Here is a 21,389-nt window from a genome sequence, read left to right on the forward strand (position 1 = left end):
AGCGCCCAGGTCTGCTCGGTCGCGGTGGTCGCCGTGTCGACGAGCACCTGCTTGCGGGTCCGCTTGGCCTCGGCGACAGCCGCGGCCTGGTCACGCGGACCGGTCGACGCCGGCTTGGCATCGACCGGCTTGCCCGCCCGGGCCTCTGGCGGTGCGTCGGGTTGCCACCAGGGCAGCAACGTGGCGGTCAGGGCGGCCAGAACGAGGCCGATGGTGAGGGACAGCCGAGTGCGCGTGCGCACGAAGGGGCTGAGATAACGAGGCGGCGCGGGCACGGCGTCAACTCCCGTGGAAACCAAATGGACGAGGACAGCACAGACAGCCCCGACGGCGAACCGCGGGGCATAGGGCGCGCACACGATCACACGTGCGACACAGGAAGTCCACAGACGTAGGAGTTGTGAAACCGTTACGCATGGCCAGGAACTTCCGGGGCAGACGGTCGGTTTGGCCCGATTCCTCTGTTCAATGGGGCTTCTTGTGCCGGCGTATGCCGGTTTATCCGGTTCCTGCGCAAGATCGCTTACGGAGCTATCTGGATAGAAGTGCACCGTGAGGCATGTCACTTCTGACAGATTTTGTTCGAATCGTCGATCTTGAATCCGTGGCGGACATGTCAGAGAGTTCGCACGCACGTGCCTGCTGCAGGCGCGTGCTTTTGGTGTTTCCGCACCTTCTCCGTTGTCTGTATTACCTGGGTGGGAGTCGACGCAATGCGTGGTTCAGGTCCACCGTCATGGCTTGGGCGGGGACGCCTAGCCTTGACGGAGTCACAACGACAGCGCCGGCGGCTGAGCCGCACGGCGACTGTCCTTTTGCTTTCCTCGATGCTGACGGTGACAAGCCTCAGCTCGCAGGCGTTGGCGATCCCCGGCGACGGCATGAGCCGCGAGCAGGGGACCTCCCAGGTCGACCTGCCGGATCTGCCGAAGTCCACGACGCTCGACGGTGACGCGACGGCGCAGAAGGCGCTGACGACGGCGCCGGAGGTGCCGGTCACGCCGTACGCGCCGAAGAACGTCACCCCGTGGGTGGCTGATCTCGGTAAGGCGACGCTGACGGCGACGAGTGAGCCGGGTACGACGGTTCCGGTCTCGCAGAACCTGCCGGTCGCGATCGGTGTTCCCGAGGGTGGCGACGCGGCGGCGCTGGCCGGTGAGTGGAGTGTCGACCTGAAGCCGGTCGAGGCCTCGCAGGACGCGGGCGTCTCCGGAATGATCATGAAGGTCACTCCGCCGGCCACCGTCGACCCGGCCGCCCAGGTCACGCTGCGCGTCGACACGACGGGTTTCGCCGACCTCTACGGTCCGCAGGCGGCCCAGCGTTTCGGTCTGACGCTGCTGCCGGAGTGTGTGTACTCGGACCCGACCGCGGGTGAGTGCGCTGACGACGGCACGACGACGATGGCGGGCGGCAAGGACGAGCCCGGTTTCGAGCGGTTGAAGACCTCGGTGGAGGAGGTGCTCGCCAAGAACGCGCCTACCAGGACCACCGCGGCGAAGAACGCCAAGACCCGCACGGTCCTTTCGGGCACGATCCCGGTCGCCAAGCTCCTCGACGATGGCGTCGACTCCCAGGCCACGGGCGCCTCGGCGCGCAAGGCCTCCTTCTCGGCGGCGGAGACGACGACCGGCGGCAACGCGGTCGGCATGCTCGACACCGGCTCGTCGGTGCAGGGTGACTTCACCGCCTCCCCGCTGCTGTCGTCGGGTTCGTGGTCGGCGGGTTCGTCGTCGGGTGCGTTCACCTACGGCTATCAGGTGCAGGTCCCGGAGACCGCCGGCGGCCTCGCGCCGAAGATCAACCTGGGCTACTCGTCCCAGTCGGTCGACGGCCGTACCTCGGCGACGAACAACCAGGCTTCCTGGATCGGTGACGGCTGGGACTACAACGCGGGTTCCATCACCCGTACGTACGCCAACTGCCGTCAGGACTCCAAGAAGGCCGGCTCCAACAACGCCACCCACAAGACGGCGGACCAGTGCTACGGCTCGGAGAACGCCACCCTGTCGCTGGGTGGCATGACCACCGAGCTGGTGTGGGACGCGGCCAAGGGCACCTGGTTCACCGCCAACGGTGACGGCTCGAAGATCGAGCGGATCAAGGACACCACCAAGGACCCGCGTTCGGGGATGAAGGACGCGGACGGTGAGTACTGGGTCGTCACCACCAAGGACGGCACCCGCTACCACTTCGGTCTGAACAAGCTGCCGGGCTGGTCGGACAACGGCACCGCCGCCGACGACCCGTACACCGACTCCGTGCTCGCGGTGCCGGTCTACGGCAACCACGCCGGTGAGCCGTGCTACAAGGCCGGTGACTGGAAGAACTCCTTCTGCAACCAGGCCTGGCGCTGGAACCTCGACTACGTCGAGGACATCCACGGCAACGCGATGTCGTTGTGGTGGAAGCGCGATCTGAACTACTACGCGCGGAACTTCAACTTCAAGGCCCCCGTCGAGTACCACCGCGACGGCTACCTCGCGCGAATCGACTACGGCCAGCGCAAGGACAGCATCTTCTCCGCCCCCGCTCCGGCACGCGTCAACTTCTCCGTCGAGGAGCGCTGCTTCACCGAGGGCACGTTGACGTGCATCGAGGACAACTTCAAGTCGAAGGACATGGGCAAGTACCGCATCTGGTACGACACCCCGGCCGACCTTCGATGTGATGCGGTCACCACGACGTACAAGCAGAAGTGCTGGAACGCCGGTCCGACGTTCTGGACCCGTAAGCGTCTGGACAAGATCACCACCTCGGCCCAGCGCCGCACCGACACCACGGCCCGCCAGGTGGTGGACGAGTACAAGCTCACCCAGAGCTTCGCCGTTCCGAAGCCCGACGAGACCACCCCCGTGACGACCGGCGTGAACACGGCCCTGTGGCTGGAGTCCATCCAACGCACCGGCTACGCCCGCAACGGCTCCACCGACGCGAGCGTCACGCTGAACTCGGTCCGTTTCGAGTCCAACGTCGAAGACATGCCCAACCGTGTCAAGGCGTTCAACCCCCACCGGCCCGGCTTCTCCCGCCTGCGCATCGCACGCGTGATCAACGAGTACGGCGGCGAGACCGTCGTCACCTACAAGCCCATTGCCGGCGGCTGCGCCACCGGCACCGGCCTGCCGACCAAGACGGACACGGCCGGCCTGAAGGCTAACAACCGCCTGTGCTACCCGACGTACTGGAACCCTGACCCCGAGGTCGAGGACATCGACTGGTTCCACAAGTACGTCGTGGACTCCATCGAGGAACTCCCCAACGTCTCCGGCTCGTACGGCACGAAGACGTTCTACGAGTACAAGAACGCCGGCTGGAAGCTCGCCGAGGCCGAGTTCACCAAGAAGTCCACGCGCACCTATTCGCAGTTCGCGGGCTTCGAGCAGACCACGGTCCTGACCGGCCCGAAGCCGTCCGACGCGGACAGCGGTGAAGGCTCCACCGGCGAGAACACCCCCGGTCTGGAGAGCCCGCGGACCAAGGCGGTCACCCGCTACTTCCGCGGCATGGGCGACACCGTCTCCGTCAAGGACATCACCGGCGTCGAGATCGCCAAGGACCACGAGGCGTTCGCCGGCCGAATAGCCGAGGAACTCACCTACACCAACGCGACCGACGCGGACACCAGCTGGCTGACGCGCAGCATCACCAAGCCGGCGGTGACCGAGCTCGCCAGCCGCAACCGTGACGACGGCCTGGACCCGCTGAAGGCCTGGCGCGTCACCGAGCCCGAGGAAATCGCCTACACGAGGTCCTCCGGCACCGGTGACGACACCCGCACCCTGCGGAGCGTCAAGTCCAACACCACCTTCGAGCCGACCTACGGTCTGCCCACGCTCGTCGAGTCCTTCGGTGACACCGGCAAAACCGGCGACGAGTCCTGCACCAAGCTCGAGTACCTGCACAACACGGCCAAGAACCTGATCGGCCTCTCCAAGCAGGTCCTGGTCTCCCCGACGCTCTGCGCCAACGCCAACTGGGCCGACCTGTCGACCCTGAGCGGTGTCACCCGCACGGCCTACGACGGTCAGGCATACGACACCGCCCTTGGCACCGCTACGCGTGGTCTGGCGTCCGAGTCGTGGTCGCTGAACGGCACGGGAACCGGCTTCCAGAGCAACGGCACCACCGGTTTCGACGCCATCGGCCGTGTGGTCCGGCAGACCGACCCCGACGGCAAGTCGAACACGACCGCCTTCGACCCGCCGACCGGTCAGGCCTTCAAGGTCATCGAGACCGGCCCGCTGGGCCACACCCAGACGCAGGAGCTGGAGCCGGGCCGCGCGGTCACGCTCAAGACGACCGACCCCAACGGGCACGTCAGCGAGGCGAAGTTCGACCCGCTGGGCCGTCTCTCCGAGGCATGGGCCGCAGGCCGCACCCCCGCTGCGGGCGCGGTGCCGGACTTCCGGGCCGAGTACGTGATCCCGAAGCCGGAGGCGGACGCGGAGGACCCGACGCTCGAGATCCGCAAGCCTCCGTACGTCGCGACCTACACCCGTGGCTACGAGGACCGGATCGAGACCTCCGTCACGATGTACGACGGCCTCGGTCGTGAGCGTCAGTCGCTGGAGGAGCCGGAGAGCGGTAACGGCTACCTCGTCACCGACACGCTGTACAACAGCGCCGGTGAGGTCTTCCAGACCAACAACGCCTACCTCACCCAGGAGGCGAAGCCGGGCGAGCTGTTCACCCCGCTCGCCGACACCGCCATCCCCAACATCACCCGTTACGAATACGACGGCCTCGGCCGCGTGGTCACCGAGACCCCGTACATGAAGTACGTCGACCCGGTCACCAAGGAGGCCTCCTCCAAGGCGTACCCGGAGCGGGCGACCAAGTACGAGTACGGCACCGACTGGTCGAAGGTCATCAACCCGCAGGGCGCCTCGTCCTACCGGGTCTACACCGACGCCCTGGGCCGCACCTCTCGTGTCGACACGTTCAACCCGGCCGCGCCCAACGGCTACACGTCGATGTCGTACGCGTACGACTCGCGCGGCGAAGTCCGGTCCGTGACCAACTCGGCCGACCCGACCCACCCGTGGACGTGGACCTACGACCACCGCGGCCGGGTCGAGACCGTGACGGACCCGGACTCGGGCACCACGCGGACGGCTTACGACCACTTCGACCGTCAGCTGACCGTCACCAACGCACGTGGTGTCACCATCTGGAACGGCTACGACGAGCTGTCGCGGCCGAAGCAGCAGCGTCTGAACGGCTCGACCGGCACGCTGGTGTCGGAGTTCACCTACGACACGGCGCCGGGCGGCAAGGGCATGCCCGCCACCGCCACCCGCTACACCGACGGCCTGGCGTACACCCAGAAGGTCAACGGCTACACCAAGGACTACGAGCCGACGTCGACGACGCTGTCGCTGCCGTCGACGCTGGCCAGTACGTGGGGTTTGGCGACGGACTACACGTACGACTACAAGTTCTCCGACAACGGCATGCTGGACGAGGCGACTCTTCCCGCTGTCGGCAAGTTCGCCTCGGAGAAGCTGACCGTCCGTTACGACAAGAACGGCAACCCGCTCTCGCTCTCGGGCAAGGACTGGTACAGCTCGGAGACCGTCTACTCCCCGTACGGCCAGGTCGTGCGCTCGACGCTGGGCGCGCAGCCCTACCGTGTGTGGGCGCAGAACCTGTACGACGAGTCCAGCGGTGAGCTCAAGCAGCAGTCCGTCTACCGTGAGCAGAACGCCGCGGCGCTGACCAGCGGCAACCTGGTCTCCAACCGCTCCTACAGCTACGACCCGGCCGGCAACGTCACGGGAATCCAGGAGCAGGCGGTCGGGATCGAGGAGCGGCAGTGCTTCACCTATGACCCGCTGGGTCAGCTGAAGTCGGCCTGGACCTCCAAGGACCAGGCGAACTGCACCGGCCCGAAGAACACCGACGGCACCCTGAACGTCGCCGCCGGCAAGGACAGCTCCGGCTACTGGCAGGAGTACGAGTACGACCTTCTCGGCAACCGTAAGAAGCTGACCGAAAAGAACCTCACGGGTGACACCACCAAGGACGCTGTCACCGACTACGCCTACGGGAAGGCGGACGGCTCCCAGCCGCACACGCTGACCAAGGTGCTCAAGAGGTACACGACGCCCGCCGGCGCCGCGGTGAAGGCCGAGGCCGAGCGCGTCTACGAGCTCACGGGTGAAACCAAGTCGATCACCTCGCTCGACAATGGTGACAAGCAGACGCTGTCGTGGACCCATGACGGTCAGGTCGACCGGATCACCGGTCAGGGCGCGAACGGCAAGACCCCCTATGTGGGCCTCGCCGACAAGTGCATCGACCTGAAGTCCGGCCTGGCCGCCCCCGGCCAGCCGATCCAGCTCTACGGCTGCAACAGTTCCGTCGCCCAGAGCTGGAAGTTCAGCCCGACTCCGGCTCCGGCCGGCGGGACGCAGACCGACCCCAACAAGGGCACGCTCTCCGTCTACGACAACTGGTGCCTCCAGCCGGCCGCGAACACGGCCGGGTCCGCGCTCCAGATCCAGAAGTGCGCCGGCACCGCCGCGCAGGAGCTGAAGCGCAACACCGCCGGGCAGCTGACGCACATCGCGTCGGGTCTGTGCCTCGCGGTGCAGGGCGCCAACTCGGCCAGCGGGACGGCGATCGTCCTGGCCACGTGTGACGGCACCGCCGCCGCGCAGCTGTGGGCGCCGCAGAACGACACCCGCCACATCTACGGCCCGGACGGCCAGCGTCTGCTGACCATCAAGGGCAAGCAGGCCACCCTCCTCCTGTCGGACACTCAGGTGACCGTTCAGCAGGGCGGCGTCCTCATCAAGAGCCAGCGCACCTACGCCGCACCCGGCGGCGCCGTGCTCCGGTACGCCTACGGCACCGGCGGGGAGACCCTGGTCGCTCTCACCAGTGACCACCAGGGCTCTGTCTACTCCGAGGTCGGCCTCTACGGTTCGCAGCCCGTCCGGATCCGCAAGCAGGACCCGTTCGGCAACCAGCGCGGCGTCGACACCGCCGGTGCCAACATGCAGACCGACAAGGGGTTCCTGGGCAAGACCCGGGACGACGCCTCCGGCTTCCAGCCGCTGGGCGCCCGTCTCTACGACCCGGTGGTCGGACGCTTCCTGTCCGCCGACCCGCTGCTCGACCTGAACGACCCGCTGCAGTCCAACGGGTACGCGTACGCGCACAACAACCCGGTCACGCACGCGGACCCGACGGGTCTGTCGATCTCACTGACCGCCTCGGAGAAGGCCGCGGCCCTCGCCGGCGCGGGTCTGTCCCCCGCGATGGTGGCGCAGGCGCAGGCCATGATGGGCAAGTCGCTCACCTCGGTGATCCTCTCCGCGGCCTGGGGTGCGCTGAAGGACTTCATCGGCATCAACGACGCCATGGCGTGCTTCGGCGGTGACATGTGGTCGTGCGGCAGCTTGATCGTCGGGGCCATCCCGTGGACCAAGCTCGGCAAGATTCCGTCGGTCCTGAAGGCCGTCAGCCGCACCATCGACGCCATCCAGGCGTTCAAGAAGGCGAAGGCTGCCGCCGAGATCGTCCTCAAGAAGGCCAAGGCCGCCGAGGAGGCAGCGCTCAAGGCCAAGAAGGCCGCCATCGAGAAGGCCAAGAAGGAGGCCGCGCAGAGGGCCAAGAAGAAGGCCGCCGAACAAGCGAAGAGAACGGCCGACAGAGCGGCCGCCGCCAAGAAGAAGACGGGTAACCCCGTCCAGAAGAAGGCCCAGGCCAAGGCCGCTCCCAAGTCCTCCTCGCACTCCGGCGGAGGCAAGAGCGGTGCCAACAAGGGCTCTGGGGCCGGCGGCAAGAGTTCCGCGGGCGGTGGCAAGGGCGGCGGCGGAAAGCCCGGGGGCAACTCCGGTGGATCCTCCCGCAGCAACGGTGGTTCGAGCGGCAGCGGTGGCTCCGGGAAGGCCGACGGTCCGGGGTGCAACAGCTTCACCCCCGGCACGCGCGTGCTGATGGCCGACGGTTCCAGCAAGCCGATCGAGCAGGTCAAGACTGGCGACAAGGTTCTCGCGACCGACCCGAAGACCGGGGAGACCCGGATCGAGACGGTCACCGCCGAGATCAAGGGCGAGGGCCTCAAGCGCCTGGTCAAGATCACCGTCGACACCGACGGCGACAAGGGCGCGAAGACGGACCGGATCACCGCCACCGCCGAGCACCCGTTCTGGGTGCCCGAGCTGGGCGAGTGGGTCGACGCCACCGACCTCGAGTCGGGTCAGTGGCTCCAGACCAGCGCGGGTACGCATGTCCAGGTCACGACCGTCCAGCGTTGGACGGCACCGGACGCGACGGTTCACAACCTGACCGTCTCCGACCTGCACACGTACTACGCGATGGTGGGCGCGGCACCTGTCCTCGTTCACAACGACACCTGCCCGACCAACTACTGGGGTACGCCCAAGGACCCGGGTGTTCCGGAGCTCGTCGCCGCGATCGAGGCCCGCTACCCTGGCCACGTGCAAGCGGTCGAGATCAAGATCCACGGCTCGGACGGCAAGGACATCACCGACTTCGACATCGTGACCCGCAACGCGGTGATCCAGGTGAAGACCGGTACGGGCAAGGGCTCCAAGCACGACCACGAGCGATACGAGTCGGCGACCTCCTACCCGGTCATCAGTTTCATCTGGCCGAGCAAGAGGTTGAAGCCATCGGTCGTCAAGGGTCAGGAACAGGCCGGCCAAATGGTCACAACCGATCTCGAAACCCTCCTAGCGGTGATCGCTCCATGAGAAGGCGGAGGTAGCCATGTCCTGGCCTTCCGTGGTCCTGCTGGCGAGCGCACCTGAGTGCGCCGCCATCGAGGCCAAGGTGCGGTCCCTCGGAGTCGGAAAGGACCCGCTCGGTGACGGAAGCTTCCTGCACTGGAACGGGAACTCCTACGCTCTGAATTTCTCGGGCGATGTGCTCGCGGACTTCGAGCCCGACGAGATCGAGGACGCGAGGCGGAGGATCGGTGCGGAACCCCGTGCGATCTACGTGTCCTGCCAGTCCATGGACGCGGCACGGGCGTTCCTGGCCTACGCGCTCCGAGGCTTCTCAGGTCTGATCGACACCAACCACGGCGACGTCCTCGAGTTCGCCGAGTTCGTCGATCTGATCGAGAAGCATCCTCAGTGGGACTGGCGCCGGACGGAGGTCGCGGAACTTCTCGGGCAGCCGGGCGACGCCTAGGCTCCCGAGGACACGCCCGGCGCGGGAGACCGCGCCGGGCGTGCCTCCCCACGCATGAAGAAGGCCCTGCCGAATGACACATTCGGCAGGGCCTTCCGCATGCGGGCTGGTACACCTCACGCCCCAGGTGATCCGGGGCTCCCGCCCTCTCCTACGAACGCCCCCGCCCCTCCCTCTCCAGCCTCAGCCCCTCCTCCATCACCGCCCTCGCGATCGGCGCCGCGCTCCCGCCCCCGCTGATCTCCGTCCGGCGCGCCTCCGCGTCCTCCACGACCACCGCCACCGCGACCGCCGGCTGGGCCGAGTCCGGGGCCTGGGCCCAGGCGATGAACCAGGCGTACGGGGTGCCGGTGTTGCCGAGGCCGTGCTGGGCCGTGCCCGTTTTGCCGCCGACCGTCGCGCCCGGGATCGCCGCGTTCGTGCCCGTGCCCTCCTCGACCGCCTTCACCATCAGGCGCTGGAGCTGCGTCGCGGTCGAGGGGCGCATCGCCTGGCGGTAGCTGCGGCGGCCCGTCGTGCGGACCGCGCGGCCGCCCGAGGTCGTCGTGCGCTCGACCAGGTGGGGGTGGGCGATCTCGCCGTTGTTGGCCACCGCCGCCGCCACCATCGCCATCTGGAGCGGCGTCGCCGTCGTGTTGAACTGGCCGATGGACGACAGCGCCAGCTGGTCGTCGCTCATGTCGGTGTCGAAGTTCGACCTCGCGACCCAGGAGGGGATCCTCAGGCCCGTGTCACCGAAGCCGAACCGACGCGACGCGTCCACCATCTCCTCCAGGCCCACCTTCACCCCGAGCCCCGCCATCACCGTGTTGCACGACCACTGGATCGCGTACGCCAGCGACTCGTCGGCGCACCCCTTCGCCTCGTTCGGCAGCACCCTCCGCGTGCCCGGCAGCACGAACGGGTCCGGTGTGCGCGTCGGCGCGTTCACGTCCGTCACCGCGCCCGCGTCCAGGGCCGCCGCCGCCGTCACGATCTTGAAGGCGGAGCCGGGCGGATAGGTCTGCCGGATCGCCCGGTTCAGCATCGGCTGGTTCGGCGAGGTGGTCAGCCGCGCCCAGGCGTCCTTCACCTTCGGCCCGGTGCCCGACAGCAGCCCCGGGTCGTACGACGGGCTGCTCACCAGCGCCAGGATCCGCCCGCTCGACGGCTCGATCGCCGCGACCGCGCCCCGCTTCCCGTCCAGGCCCCGGTACGCCGCCTCCTGCATCGACGCCCGGATCGTCGTCACCACGTCCCCGCCCGGCCGCCGCCCCCGGCTGATGTCGTTCCAGAACGGGAACGGCGCCAGCATCGGGTCCGTACCGGAGAGGACCGCGTCCTCGGCGTGTTCCAGGAAGGTGGTGCCGTACGTCTGCGAGGCGTACCCGGTCACCGGCGCGTACAACGGGCCCTTCTTGTACGTGCGTTCGTACCGCAGCTGCTCGCCGCTGTCCCGCGCCCCCGTCACCGGCTTCCCGTCGACCACGATCTCGCCACGCGGCTGGCCCCAGCGGGTGATCGCCACCCGCCGGTCGGCCGGGTTGTCGTCCAGTGGCTCCGCCCCGAAGACCATCACCCGGGCCGCGTTGGCCAGCAGTGCCACGAGGAGGACGAAGCAGAGCGCGGCGGCGCGACGGATGTACGGGATCACCGGGCGTCCTCCACGACCGGTACGAAGATCTCCGGCTCGGCCGCCGGTGCGGGGAGCGGCGCCCGTGCCGAGTCGCTGACGCGGATCAGCAGCGCCACGATGACCCAGTTGGTGACCACGGACGAGCCGCCCTGCGCCAGGAACGGCATCGCCATGCCGGTCAGCGGGATCAGGCCCATCACCCCGCCGGCGATCACGAAGACCTGGAGCGCCAGGATCGAGGCGAGCCCGATCGCGAGCAGCCGGCCGAACGGGTCGCGCAGCGCGAGGCCGGCGCGGTAGCCGCGGGCGACCAGCAGCGCGTACAGCAGGAACAGGGCGGTGAGGCCGACGAGGCCGAGCTCCTCGCCCGCCGTCGCCAGGATGAAGTCGGACTTGGCGGCGAAGCCGATCAGGATCGAGTGTCCCGAGCCGAGGCCGGTGCCGAGCATCCCGCCGGCGGCGAAGGAGAAGAGCGACTGGGCGAGCTGGCCCGGCCCGTCGCCCGCCTCGATGGAGGCGAACGGGTTCAGCCAGTCCTGGACCCGGCTGTGGACGTGCGGTTCGAGGGAGCCGACCGCGAAGGCCCCCACCGCCGCAAGGAGCAGCCCGACCGCGATCCAGCCGGTCCGGCCCGTCGCCACGTACAGCATGATCACGAAGATGCCGAAGAAGAGCAGCGAGGTGCCCAGATCGCGCTCCAGGATCAGCACGCCCACGCTCAGCACCCAGATCGCCACGATCGGACCGAGCACGCGGCCGGCGGGAAACTGGAGCTTCCACACCCTGCGGCCGGTGTACGCCAGCGCGTTGCGGTTGGCCCCGAGGTACGCGGCGAAGAAGACGGCCAGCAGGATCTTGGCGAACTCGCCCGGCTGGAAGGACAGACCGCCGATCCGGATCCAGATCTTCGCCCCGTTCACGGCCGGGAAGAAGATCGGCAGGGTCATCAGGGCGAGCGCGGTGGCCATGGACAGGTACGCGTACCGCTGGAGGACGCGGTGGTCGCGCACCAGCACGACGACGGCGATGAACAGCGCCACCCCGAGCGTCGACCAGACCAGCTGGGTCGGCGCGGCGCGGTCCTGCGGGGTCTCCAGGTCCAGGCGGTAGATCAGCACCAGGCCCAGGCCGTTGAGGAGGACGGCGATGGGCAGCAGCAGCGGGTCGGCGTAGGGCGCGCGGAAGCGGACCGAGAGATGCGCGAGGAGCGCGAGCAGGCCGAGCCCGGCGCCGTAGCGGGCGGCGTCCGGCGGCACTACGCCGTTCCTGACCAGGCCGACCTCGGCGTAGCCGTAGACGGAGATGAGGACGGCGCAGACGAGGAGGCAGAGTTCCACGCCGCGGCCCTTCGGGGTGGACAGCCCGGGCGGGGAAGCGTCCGCCGTCGTTGCGGTCATGGTCCGCAACGTAGCAAGCAGTAAGCGTTATATCCCTTATGTGTGACGGTGTGCCGGTGGGTCGGGGCCTGTGTACGGGTGGGCGAGTGGGCCCGTGTGCTGTCAGGGCGCCGAATCCGGGCCCGGGCCGCGCCCCGGTTCCTCGTCCGCCGCCCCGAACCGTACGTACTCCGGCAGCGTCAGCCGCGCCAGCGCCCCGCCCCCGCCGTCCGGCGGGTGGGCGAAGACCAGCTCCGCTCCGATGACCTCCGCCTGCCCCGCCGCGATCGTCAGACCGAGCCCGTGGCCCTTGCCGCCGCCCTCCGTACGGAACCGCTGCGGCCCCGACTCCAGGAGGTACTCCGGGTAGCCCGGCCCGTGGTCCCGCACGGTCACCACCGGGCCGTCCACGGTCAGGACGACCGGCGGGGCGCCGTGCTTGTGCGCGTTGGCGACGAGGTTGCCGAGCACCCGCTCCAGGCGCCGCCGGTCGGTCTCCACCGTGGCGTCCCGCACGATCCGTACCTCGGTCGGCGTCCCCGAAACGCGCACCACCCGTTCCGCGAGCGGTCCGAGCTCGTGCACGGCCAGGTCCACGGTCTCGTTGCGGGCGTCGAGCCGCGAGATCTCCAGCAGGTCCTCGGTCAGCGCGCGCATCGCCTTGACCCGGTCCCGTACGAGCTCGGACGGCCGCCCCTCCGGCAGCAGTTCGGCCGCGGCGGACAGTCCGGTGAGCGGGGTCCGCAGCTCGTGCGCCACGTCGGCGGTGAACCGCTGCTCGCTCTGCAGCTTGCGCTGGAGCGAGGAGGCCATGGTGTCGAGCGCCCCGGAGACCGTGGCGACCTCGTCCTGGGGACGGGAAGGGTCCTTCGTACGGGGGTCGTCGACGCGGGCGTCGAGATCACCCGCGCTGATCCGCCGGGCCACCTGAGCCGTCAGATGCAGCCGTCGCGTGACCCGGGTGACCGCGAACGCGCCCACGAGCAGCGTCGCCCCGATGGCCAGCACCGAGGAGCCGAGGATCGACCGGTCCAGACCGCTGATGGTCTCGGCGCTCGCCGAGTAGTCCGTCCGTACGGCGAGGGCCCGGCCGTCGGCGGGGCCGGCCGCCCACATCGTCGGCCTGCCCTCGTACGACGTGACCATGGTGCCGCGCTCCCCGCCGACGGCGAGCGCGCGCAGCGAGCCCGGCAGGCCCTCGGGGTCGATCCCGGCGAACCGGGGGAGCGGGTCGCCCGCCTCGTAGGCGCGGGCGGCCGCCGTGAGCCGGTCCAGCGCCCGCTCGCGGGAGTCGTTCACGGTCCGCCCGGTCACCGAGACATGGACGAGGATGCCGAGCAGGGCGGCGAGCGCGCAGCACATGACGGTGATGAAGACCGCGGCTTTCCAGGTGAGCGTCGCCGCCCAGGCGGGGAGGCGCGGGCTCATGGGCGGCCTCCGGAGGGGCTGCTCCCGGGGGCGCCTTCGGAAATAGGCGCGGAGGTCGGCGCGGGAATCGGTGCGGAGGTCGGTGCGGAGGTCGGCGCGGGCGCGGGGGTCGGCTCGGCGCTGGGCTCCGGGGGCGGCGAGGCGGCCGGGCCGCGTGGCTTGACGCGGACGATCTCGTCCCGGGTCGCCAGCATCGAGTGCTGCTGCTCGTCCCAGGACCAGGCGGTGCGGTACTCGTACCCGGGAATGCCGGCCGAGCTGACCCGCATGATCAGGTCCCGGCCCGCCATCTCCACGCTGATGACCTGGTCGACGGTGGCCATGATCCGGGTGAGGCCGCTCCTCTCGGCGAGGTAGACCCGGACGCCGAACTGCTGCTCCGGCATGCGGATGCCGACGATCAGTTCGTCACGGCCGTCGCCGGTCAGATCGCGGTAGTAGGGCCGCATCACCGGGCATGCCCTCGGCTCCGCCGCGCACCGGGCGATCCGCCGGGCCGTCTCCTCGTACATGCCGTCGGCCCCGCTGTACGTGTCGGGGTGGGCGTTCGCCTCGGTCTGGACCACGGCCACGGGGTCGACGCGGTGGACGTCGTCGCCCGGGGCCTTGATGCCCGGGACGCGCTGCGTGTCGGTCTCGCCGTAGTCGAGGGGCGGCGCGGTCGCGGGCGGCAGATCGGGCCAGAGGCGGACCGGGCCGACGGCGGTGGGCGTGGGCCCCGCGCTCTCGAGGCCGCCCTCGTCGCCGCAGCCGGAGAGCGCGAGCAGCGCCGCCGCGGTGGACAGGGCCACGGCGGCGGCGTACGGCAGTCCGCGCGGTCTCACACTGCTCCAGGATGTCGTCGGTGCGGTGACCGTCCTGAGCAACAGGCCGCCATCGGTGGGGGCGGCCGGAGCTCGGGACGATCGGGCTTCCCTCAGACCTTATTCGTAGGAAAGTCCTTTTTGCTTACGTCTACGTCCGACGGCTCGTGGTCACGCCCGTGCGGGCGGGCTCAGCTGTGCCGGTTCCACTCCATGCGGTCCAGGGCCGCGTGGCAGAAGGCCACGAGCTTCTCGTCCTGGTGGATGTCATGGCTGCCCGAGCCGTGCTCGCGGACGTTGTGGCGGCGGCGCCGGGCCAGCTCGTCGCGGATCGCGGGCTCGGCCACCCGTGCCGCCGGTCCCATCTCCGCCAGGCACTCGGCGATGTCCACGCGCGCGTGCGGGTTCTCCTCCCAGGCCCTGAGCAGTACCGGCAGCGTCGCCTCCACGTCACCCGCCACCCGCCACAGGGCCGTGGCGCCCGCGACCCGTACCCACACATCCCTGGCCCGCAGGCCCGGGCGCAGCGCGGGCGCGCTCCGCGCCGCCGCCGGGCCGATCGAACCCAGGGCGCGGGCGGCCGCGCACCACTCCGGTTCGCCGGCGTCCGGCCGCAGCCACCCCTCCAGAGCCGGCAGCACGGCCGCCGACTCGCCCTCCACCGACCAGAGCGCGAGTGCCGCGCTCGCCGAGACGGCGGCCGAGTCGCAGACCAGCAGCTCGCGTACGTCCGGGACGGCCTCCCGGGCCGCCGGGCCGAAGGCCGCCAGCGCCCGCAGGGCCGACTCCCGCACCCAGTCCCGCCGGTTCGGGGGCGCCCCGCGCAGCACCCGCAGCACCTCGGGCAGGGCCTGCGTGCCCCGGACCGCGGTCAGGGCGAAGAGCAGCGGTGCCGCATGGTCGTACAGCCGGTCGTCCAGTTCGACCCGCGCGAGTCTGCGGCGCAGCACCGGTGCGAGCGGTACGGCGGCGGGGCCCAGGGCGTCGACCGCGTACAGCAGCTCCCGGCGCACCTCCGGCTCCTTGAGCGCCCTGGCCAGGAGCGGTACCGCCCGGGCGTCCCCGGACCGGGCCAGAGCGAGCAGCGCCCCCCGGCCTCCGACCCGCGCTCCCGGGCCACCCCGCCCCAGCGGCGTCGGCGGCCCGGCGACGAGGCGGGCGGCGAGCGCGTCGGTGGCGGGGCCCGTCAGCTCGAAGAGCCGCTCCAAGAAAGAGGTGGCGGCCTCGCGCAGTCGCGGGTCCGGGTCGGCGAGCTGGTCCCCGATGACCCGCACCACCTCCTCGTACCGGCCGCGCCACATCCGTATGAGCCCGCCGCACAGCCAGATGGCGTCCGAGCGCCGGGACCGGTCGGGACTGCGCAGCTGGGCGAGGATCAGGGCGATCCGGTCGTCGACCCGGTCGTCCAGAGCGGTGTGCAGGGTACGCAGCAGCTCGTCGGTCCAGGGGGTCCGGCGCTCGGCCGGCTGCTCGTCGACCAGCTCACGGACCTGTCCGGCGAGCGCGGGCGTGGCCGGCCATCCGCTCTCCGTGAAGAGCTCCGTCGCCTCGGGTGCCTCGTACGCATCGGGGGCCCCGGCCACCTCGTCGAGCAGGACCGTCACCCGCTCCACGATGTCGTCCGGAACCTCGCCGGGGGCGCACCGCGCCAGCTGGGCCAGGGCCGCGAGCCGCAGCCCGGGTGCGTGCGCGGCGCGGGAGAGCCAGCCGAGCCAGTCGACGGTCTCGTCGCGCAGCGACTCGTGGCGCCGTGCGATCCGCCCGACCGCCTCCACCAGGGCGAGCCGTACCTCCGTGTGGCGCTCGACCGTGAGCCGCTCACGCAGCAGCGTCAGTACGCGCGCGGGCTCCGGATGCATCGAGGCGAGCGCGCACGGGGCCGCCAGCCGCACCTCCGGATCGGGATCCCCGACGAGCCCGAGGAACACGTCCGCCCCGGCGGCGACGGCGGCCGCGGCCATCGCGTAGTTGGCAGCCGGAATCAACTCCCCGTCATCGGGGTCGAGTTCGTCAAGTTCGTCGTCGCCGTCGAGATCGATTCCGCCGATGCTGGTCAGCAACTCCACGATGCCGCCGCGGTCTTGTACGGAGGCGTCGGAGACGAGTTCGAGCAGGAAGGGGATGCAGGCGAGGGTGGAGTCGTACACGTCGCCCTGGTGGTGCACCGCGCCGTACATGCCGTCGAGGGCCAGCTCGCGCTCCGTGGAATCGTCCGAGGCGAGCCCGCGCAGCAGCCCCGGCACATCGTCGGCGGGCCCGTACGCGTGCCCCAGTGAGGCCCAGTCGACCTCCTCGATCCCCGTCAGCATGCCGGCCGCCGCCTTCCCCGTGAGCGCTGTACCAGGGAGCAAGTGTGCACCACGTCACCGTCGCTCAGGGCCCGCTGACCGGACGCGTCCGGCGAACGCCGCACGGGGCGCTCGCTTTGCGCCACGCGCGGCGCTCGGGGGGAGTTCGCGGGACGCTCGCCGCTCGCACAGGCCTCCCACTGTTGATTCGCGCGCCCTCGAAGTGCCGTGTGAACCGGCGGAAGTGCCGCTTGAACCGGCGGAAGTGCCGCTCGCACCCGGCCGGCGACCGTTCCCTGGCCCCTGCCGGCGGAATGTGTCCCAAGGCTGAATCGACCGGCGTGGGGGAGTAGCGGCACGCGCCACGGGTCAGTCCTGACCCGTGGACCTTCCCCGCATCCCGCCGATGCTCGCGACGCCCGGCGCCCTGCCGCCCGCCGGGCAGCACGCCGGGTGGGCCTTCGAGACGAAGCAGGACGGCCAGCGGGCGATCTTCTACCTCGCCGGGGACGGAACGCTGGTGGTGCGCTCGCGCTCCGGTGAGGACGTCTCCGCCGCCTATCCGGAACTCCGGCCGCTGGGCCGGGCGCTGCCCGTGGGGCGTACGGCGATCCTGGACGGGGAGATCGTCATGCTCGACGAGGACGGGCACAGCGACTTCGCCCGGTTGCAGCCCCGGATGGGCCTGGCGGGCTCACCGGCGCGGGCGAGCCGGCTGGCCGCCCGCGATCCGGTGCACGCGGTCCTGTTCGACGTGGTGTTCCTGGACGGACGGCTGCTGACCGGCCGGCCCTGGGCGGACCGGCGGCAGGAGCTCGAAGCGCTGGGCCTGGCCGGTCCGGCCTGGTCCACGCCGGGCGCGCTGGTGGGCCATGGCGAGGCCGCGCTCCGGGCGACCCGCGAGCACGGCCTGGAGGGCCTGATCTGCAAGAGGATCACCTCCCGGTACGAGCCGGGGGCGCGGTCGCGGCACTGGATCAAGATCCGCAACATGCGCACCGCCGACATCGTCATCGGCGGCTGGCTGCCCGGCGGTGGACGGCTGTCCGGCCTGCCCGGGTCGGTGCTCATGGGCCAGCGCCATGCCGGCGGACTGCGCTACGTCGGCAGCGTCGGCACGGGGTGGAGCGAAGCGGAACGCACCGAACTGGCCCGGCTGCTGTACGCCGCCGAGATCGACGAGTGCCCCTTCTCGGAGGTGCCTCCGGTGGCCGGGGCGCACTGGGTCCTGCCGCGCCTGGTCGGCGAGGTCCGGTACGCCGTCCGGACCCGGGCGGGTCTGCTGCGCCAGCCGTCGTGGCTCCGCCTGCGGCCGGACCTGACACCGGAGGAGTCCGACGCGGAGGTGGAGTGAGGCGGCGGTGCGGCGGCGGTGAGGCGCCGGCGGGACGGCGGTGAGGCCGCCGGGGTGCACGCCGGGTGTGCCTCGGGTGCGCGACCGGGGCGCCGGGGTGCGCGCCTGGGCCCCGGGCTTGAGCCGTGCACCGGGCACGGTCAGGGACCAGGCGGGGTCAGGGCCCGGGCCGTGGTCAGGGCACCGGGCGTGGTCGGCGCCGGGCGTGGTCAGGGATCAGGCGGGGTCAGGGCCCGGGCCGTGGTCAGGGCACCGGGCGTGGTTACGGCAGGACCCCGGCCCGGCCCGGGTCGAAGAGCGGCTCCATCAGCTCCCCGTACCGCTCCAGACGTGGCGCGATGTCGTTCATCAGCAGCACGAGCTGCTCGGGTTCGTCGCACGCCTCGACCTCCTCCCAGGTCACCGGCGCGGAGACGGTCGGCCGTGGCCGGGCGCGCAGGGTGTACGGCGTGGCCGTGGTCTTGGCGGCGGAGTTCTGGCTGTGGTCCACGAAGACCTTCCCGGGCCGCAGCGCGCGGGCCATCCGGTGCACGACCAGCGCGGGGTGGTCCGCCTCGGCGCGGACGGCGAGCTGTTTCGCGTACGCCGAGACCTGCTCGGACGGCGTCGGCTCCACGGGGACGAGCAGGTGGAGGCCCTTGGCGCCGGAGGTCTTGGCGAACGTCTCCAGGCCGTCGGCGGCGAGTTGCTCGCGCAGCCAGAGCGCCACCCGGCAGCACTCCACGACGGTCGCGGGCGGCCCGGGGTCGAGGTCGAAGACGATCCGGTCGGCGACGGCGGGGGTGTCGGTCCGCCACTGGGGCGTGTGGAACTCCACGACGAGGTTCGCCGCCCACATCAGCGAGGGCAGGTCCTGGACGACTACCTGCCGGGCGCCGGGGTCCTCGGAACGGGGCACCGGCGCGGTGTTCACCCAGGCGGGCGTGCCGGGCGGTGGGTTCTTCGTGAAGAAGAGCTGCCCGTCCGGACCGTCCGGATAGCGCAGGAAGGACACCGGCCGGTCGCGCAGATGGGGGAGGAGCGCGTCCGCGACGGTGGCGTAGTAGTGCAGCAGCTCGCCCTTGGTGGTGCCCGTGAGCGGGTGGAGGACCTTGCCGAGATTGCTGAGCGCCAGGCGCCGCCCCTCCACCTCCGTGATCGGCGTCATACGATGAGAATCCCACGAATCCGGCATTGCCGTGCAAAGTCACACGAAAGGGATGAAACGTGCGATCCATCTGGAACGGCGCTATCTCCTTCGGCCTGGTCAGCATCCCGATCAAACTCGTGAACGCCACCGAGAGCCGGTCCGTGTCCTTCCGCCAGATCCACACCGAGGACGGCGGCCGCATCCGCTACCGCAAGGTGTGCGAGCTGGACGGCGAGGAGGTCTCCCAGGCGGAGATCGGCAAGGCGTACGAGGACGCCGACGGGACCATGATCCCGATCACGGACGAGGACCTGGCCTCCCTGCCGCTGCCGACGGCGAAGACGATCGAGATCGTCTCGTTCGTGCCGGCGAGCGAGATCGACCCGCTCCAGATGGACGCCGCGTACTACATCGCGCCGAACGGCGTGCCGGCCGCCAAGCCGTACACCCTGCTGCGCGAGGCGCTCAAGCGCAGCGACAAGGTGGCGGTGGCGAAGTTCGCCCTGCGGGGGCGGGAGCGGCTCGGGATGCTCCGGGTCGTGGACGATGTCATCGCCATGCACGGGCTGCTGTGGCCGGACGAGATCCGCGCCCCGGAGGGCGTGGCTCCGGAGACGCCCGTCTCGGTACGGGAGGCGGAACTCGACCTGGCCGACGCCCTGATGGCGACCCTGGGTGAGGTCGACATCAGCACCCTGCACGACGACTACCGGGAGGCGGTCGAGGAGATGGTCGCCGCGAAGGCCGAGGGCGGCGCGGCGATGGCGCCGCCGGAGCCCGCCGCGGAGGGTGGCGGCAGGGTCATCGACCTGATGGCGGCGCTGGAGAGCAGTGTCCGCGCGGCGAAGGAGGCCCGTGGCGAGGCGCCGCCGGAGGACGCCTCCGTGACGGAGCTGAAGCCGCGCAAGAAGGCGGCGGCACGCAGTGCGCCGAAGGAGTCGGAGGCGAAGAAGTCGACGTCCAGGACGGCGGCGAAGAAGACGGCGGAGCCCGCACGGAAGTCGACGTCGAAGAAGGCGGCGGCGAAGAAGACGACGGAGAGCAGGGGCGCGGCGACGAAGAGCACGTCGGCGACGAAGAAGACCGCGGCGAAGGAGACGGCGAAGGAGACGGGGAAGAAGACCCAGGCGAAGAAGGCGACCCCCCGCAAGCGGACGGCGTAGGAGGCCCGCCCCGCCTGCGACTCCCGCAACCGGTCCCTGTCTACGGCCCTGTCTGTCTACGGCCCCCTACGACGCCCTGTCTACGACCCCCGCAACCGACTCCCGCGCCGCCCCCACTTCCGCCACCGCTACCGCCGCGCCCCGCCCAGCAGTTCGCGCAGTGAAGCGGCAACAGCCGTCACGAACCGCTCCCGCTCCGGTTCCCCGACCAGGTCGAGCGAGAGATACGGGTTGAGGTCCTCCAGCTCGACGAGCAGCAGTTCCCCGCCCGGCGCCCGGCAGGCGTCGACGCGCTGGATGCCGTACGCGAGGTCGTTCCAGTCCACGAACCGCTGGGCGAACTCCAGGTCCTCGGCGGTCGGTTCGTACGGTTCGAGCACCCAGCGGGACTCGGGATCCGGTGCGTACAGCGCGTACTGGAAGCTCCGCCCGACGTAGTAGAACGACACCTCGTACGTGAACGGGATGCGCGGCTGTACGAGCATGCCGGCGGGATCGACCTCCGTGAGCCGCGCCTTGTCGACGAAGCGCAGACCGACCGAGTCGGCGCCCAGCAGCGGCTTGACGACGTACTCGTCGGCTTCCGGCAGCCGCCCGAACTCCTCGCGCCGCCCTGCCGTGGGAATGACCGGAAACCCCTCCCTCGACAGGTGGAGGAGGTACTCCTTCCCGGCCATGTCCCCTTTGCCCGTAAGCGAGTTGAACATCCGGGTACGGCTGGCGAGGGCGGCGGCGCGGAAGGTGTCGTACGCCTCCTGGTAGTGGATGACCGGACCGCTGTTGCGTACGACGACGGCGTCGAAGCGGTCCATGAGCGCGGCCGCGTCCAGGGGGTGGCAGAGGGCGACGTCGAACTCCTCGCGCAGCCGCCCGGCGAGCCAGATGTCCTCGTCGCAGTAACGACGACCGCGCGCCTGGTACCCGAGGTCGGTGACGTAAAGAAGCGATCCCATGCGGTCATCCTCGCATCCGTCATGTATCGCATAACGGACCCGTCTGGCTGCCCTCCGGACAACTGATGGTCAAATCCTTGTTGCAGACCTGTCAAAAAGGCTCTTTCGC

At 70.4% G+C, this 21,389-nt stretch carries 12 protein-coding genes; 4 read left to right on the plus strand and 8 right to left on the minus strand.

Translation table 11 applies throughout. The annotated features are described in order from the left end of the window. Positions 1–242, minus strand: a 242-nt coding sequence (locus ACWDX6_RS29210; RefSeq protein WP_451487880.1) for a hypothetical protein, incomplete at its 3' end; no start/stop codon positions are given. A gap of 585 nt (positions 243–827) precedes the next feature. On the opposite strand from ACWDX6_RS29210, the gene ACWDX6_RS29215 reads away from it, so the two are divergent. Next, on the plus strand, positions 828–8,729 hold the full coding sequence (locus ACWDX6_RS29215) for a ricin-type beta-trefoil lectin domain protein (RefSeq protein ID WP_451487881.1): 7,902 nt from the start codon (positions 828–830) through the stop codon (positions 8,727–8,729). A gap of 16 nt (positions 8,730–8,745) precedes the next feature. Then, entirely contained in the window at positions 8,746–9,171 is a 426-nt protein-coding gene (locus ACWDX6_RS29220) for a hypothetical protein (RefSeq protein WP_451487882.1), read from the plus strand. Between the two features lie 151 nt (positions 9,172–9,322). Here the strand turns inward: ACWDX6_RS29220 and ACWDX6_RS29225 are convergent, their stop codons facing one another. The 5 genes from ACWDX6_RS29225 to ACWDX6_RS29245 all read right to left on the minus strand — a co-directional run bounded on the left by ACWDX6_RS29225 (position 9,323) and on the right by ACWDX6_RS29245 (position 16,702). Further along, complete coding sequence (locus ACWDX6_RS29225) at positions 9,323–10,804, minus strand: penicillin-binding transpeptidase domain-containing protein (protein ID WP_451487883.1); 1,482 nt, start codon at positions 10,802–10,804, stop codon at positions 9,323–9,325. After that, the gene (locus ACWDX6_RS29230) at positions 10,801–12,183 is read right to left on the minus strand and encodes an FtsW/RodA/SpoVE family cell cycle protein (protein ID WP_451487884.1); all 1,383 of its coding nucleotides are present in this window, start codon (positions 12,181–12,183) and stop codon (positions 10,801–10,803) included. The genes ACWDX6_RS29225 and ACWDX6_RS29230 overlap by 4 nt, the downstream gene beginning before the upstream one ends. Positions 12,184–12,285: 102 nt before the next feature. Next, positions 12,286–13,590 carry an ATP-binding protein gene (locus tag ACWDX6_RS29235; protein ID WP_451487885.1) on the minus strand — a complete coding sequence of 435 codons (1,305 nt, stop codon included), beginning with the start codon at positions 13,588–13,590 and terminating at the stop codon, positions 12,286–12,288. After that, on the minus strand, positions 13,587–14,414 hold the full coding sequence (locus ACWDX6_RS29240; protein WP_451487886.1) for a hypothetical protein: 828 nt from the start codon (positions 14,412–14,414) through the stop codon (positions 13,587–13,589). Before ACWDX6_RS29240 ends, ACWDX6_RS29235 begins: the two co-directional genes overlap by 4 nt. A 170-nt stretch (positions 14,415–14,584) precedes the next feature. Continuing rightward, on the minus strand, positions 14,585–16,702 hold the full coding sequence (locus tag ACWDX6_RS29245) for a PBS lyase (protein WP_451487887.1): 2,118 nt from the start codon (positions 16,700–16,702) through the stop codon (positions 14,585–14,587). Positions 16,703–17,063: 361 nt separating this feature from the next. Between ACWDX6_RS29245 and ACWDX6_RS29250 the strand changes: the two genes are divergently transcribed. After that, on the plus strand, positions 17,064–18,035 hold the full coding sequence (locus ACWDX6_RS29250) for an ATP-dependent DNA ligase (protein ID WP_451487888.1): 972 nt from the start codon (positions 17,064–17,066) through the stop codon (positions 18,033–18,035). Positions 18,036–18,297: 262 nt separating this feature from the next. On the opposite strand, the gene ligD is transcribed toward ACWDX6_RS29250, so the two are convergent. After that, entirely contained in the window at positions 18,298–19,182 is an 885-nt protein-coding gene (gene ligD / locus ACWDX6_RS29255; RefSeq protein ID WP_451487889.1) for a non-homologous end-joining DNA ligase, read from the minus strand. Between the two features lie 59 nt (positions 19,183–19,241). Here ligD and ku point away from each other — a divergent pair, with 59 nt between their 5' ends. After that, positions 19,242–20,327 (plus strand): non-homologous end joining protein Ku, encoded by a 1,086-nt coding sequence (gene ku / locus ACWDX6_RS29260; protein ID WP_451487890.1) that lies wholly within the window; start codon positions 19,242–19,244, stop codon positions 20,325–20,327. A 128-nt stretch (positions 20,328–20,455) separates the two neighbouring features. Here ku and ACWDX6_RS29265 read toward each other — a convergent pair whose 3' ends face one another. Further along, on the minus strand, positions 20,456–21,280 hold the full coding sequence (locus ACWDX6_RS29265) for a hypothetical protein (protein ID WP_451487891.1): 825 nt from the start codon (positions 21,278–21,280) through the stop codon (positions 20,456–20,458). Positions 21,281–21,389 lie beyond the last annotated feature (109 nt).

The sequence above is a fragment of the Streptomyces sp. NPDC003027 genome (assembly GCF_053591435.1).

What these genes read in the sequence shown, in the direction of transcription:
- ACWDX6_RS29245 (WP_451487887.1), bottom strand. Translation starts at nt 16,702, where the DNA reads ATGCTGACGGGGATCGAGGAGGTCGACTGGGCCTCACTGGGGCACGCG.
- ligD (WP_451487889.1), bottom strand. Translation starts at nt 19,182, where the DNA reads ATGACGCCGATCACGGAGGTGGAGGGGCGGCGCCTGGCGCTCAGCAAT.
- ACWDX6_RS29230 (WP_451487884.1), bottom strand. Translation starts at nt 12,183, where the DNA reads ATGACCGCAACGACGGCGGACGCTTCCCCGCCCGGGCTGTCCACCCCG.
- ACWDX6_RS29235 (WP_451487885.1), bottom strand. Translation starts at nt 13,590, where the DNA reads ATGAGCCCGCGCCTCCCCGCCTGGGCGGCGACGCTCACCTGGAAAGCC.
- ACWDX6_RS29265 (WP_451487891.1), bottom strand. Translation starts at nt 21,280, where the DNA reads ATGGGATCGCTTCTTTACGTCACCGACCTCGGGTACCAGGCGCGCGGT.
- ACWDX6_RS29215 (WP_451487881.1), top strand. Translation starts at nt 828, where the DNA reads ATGCTGACGGTGACAAGCCTCAGCTCGCAGGCGTTGGCGATCCCCGGC.
- ACWDX6_RS29220 (WP_451487882.1), top strand. Translation starts at nt 8,746, where the DNA reads ATGTCCTGGCCTTCCGTGGTCCTGCTGGCGAGCGCACCTGAGTGCGCC.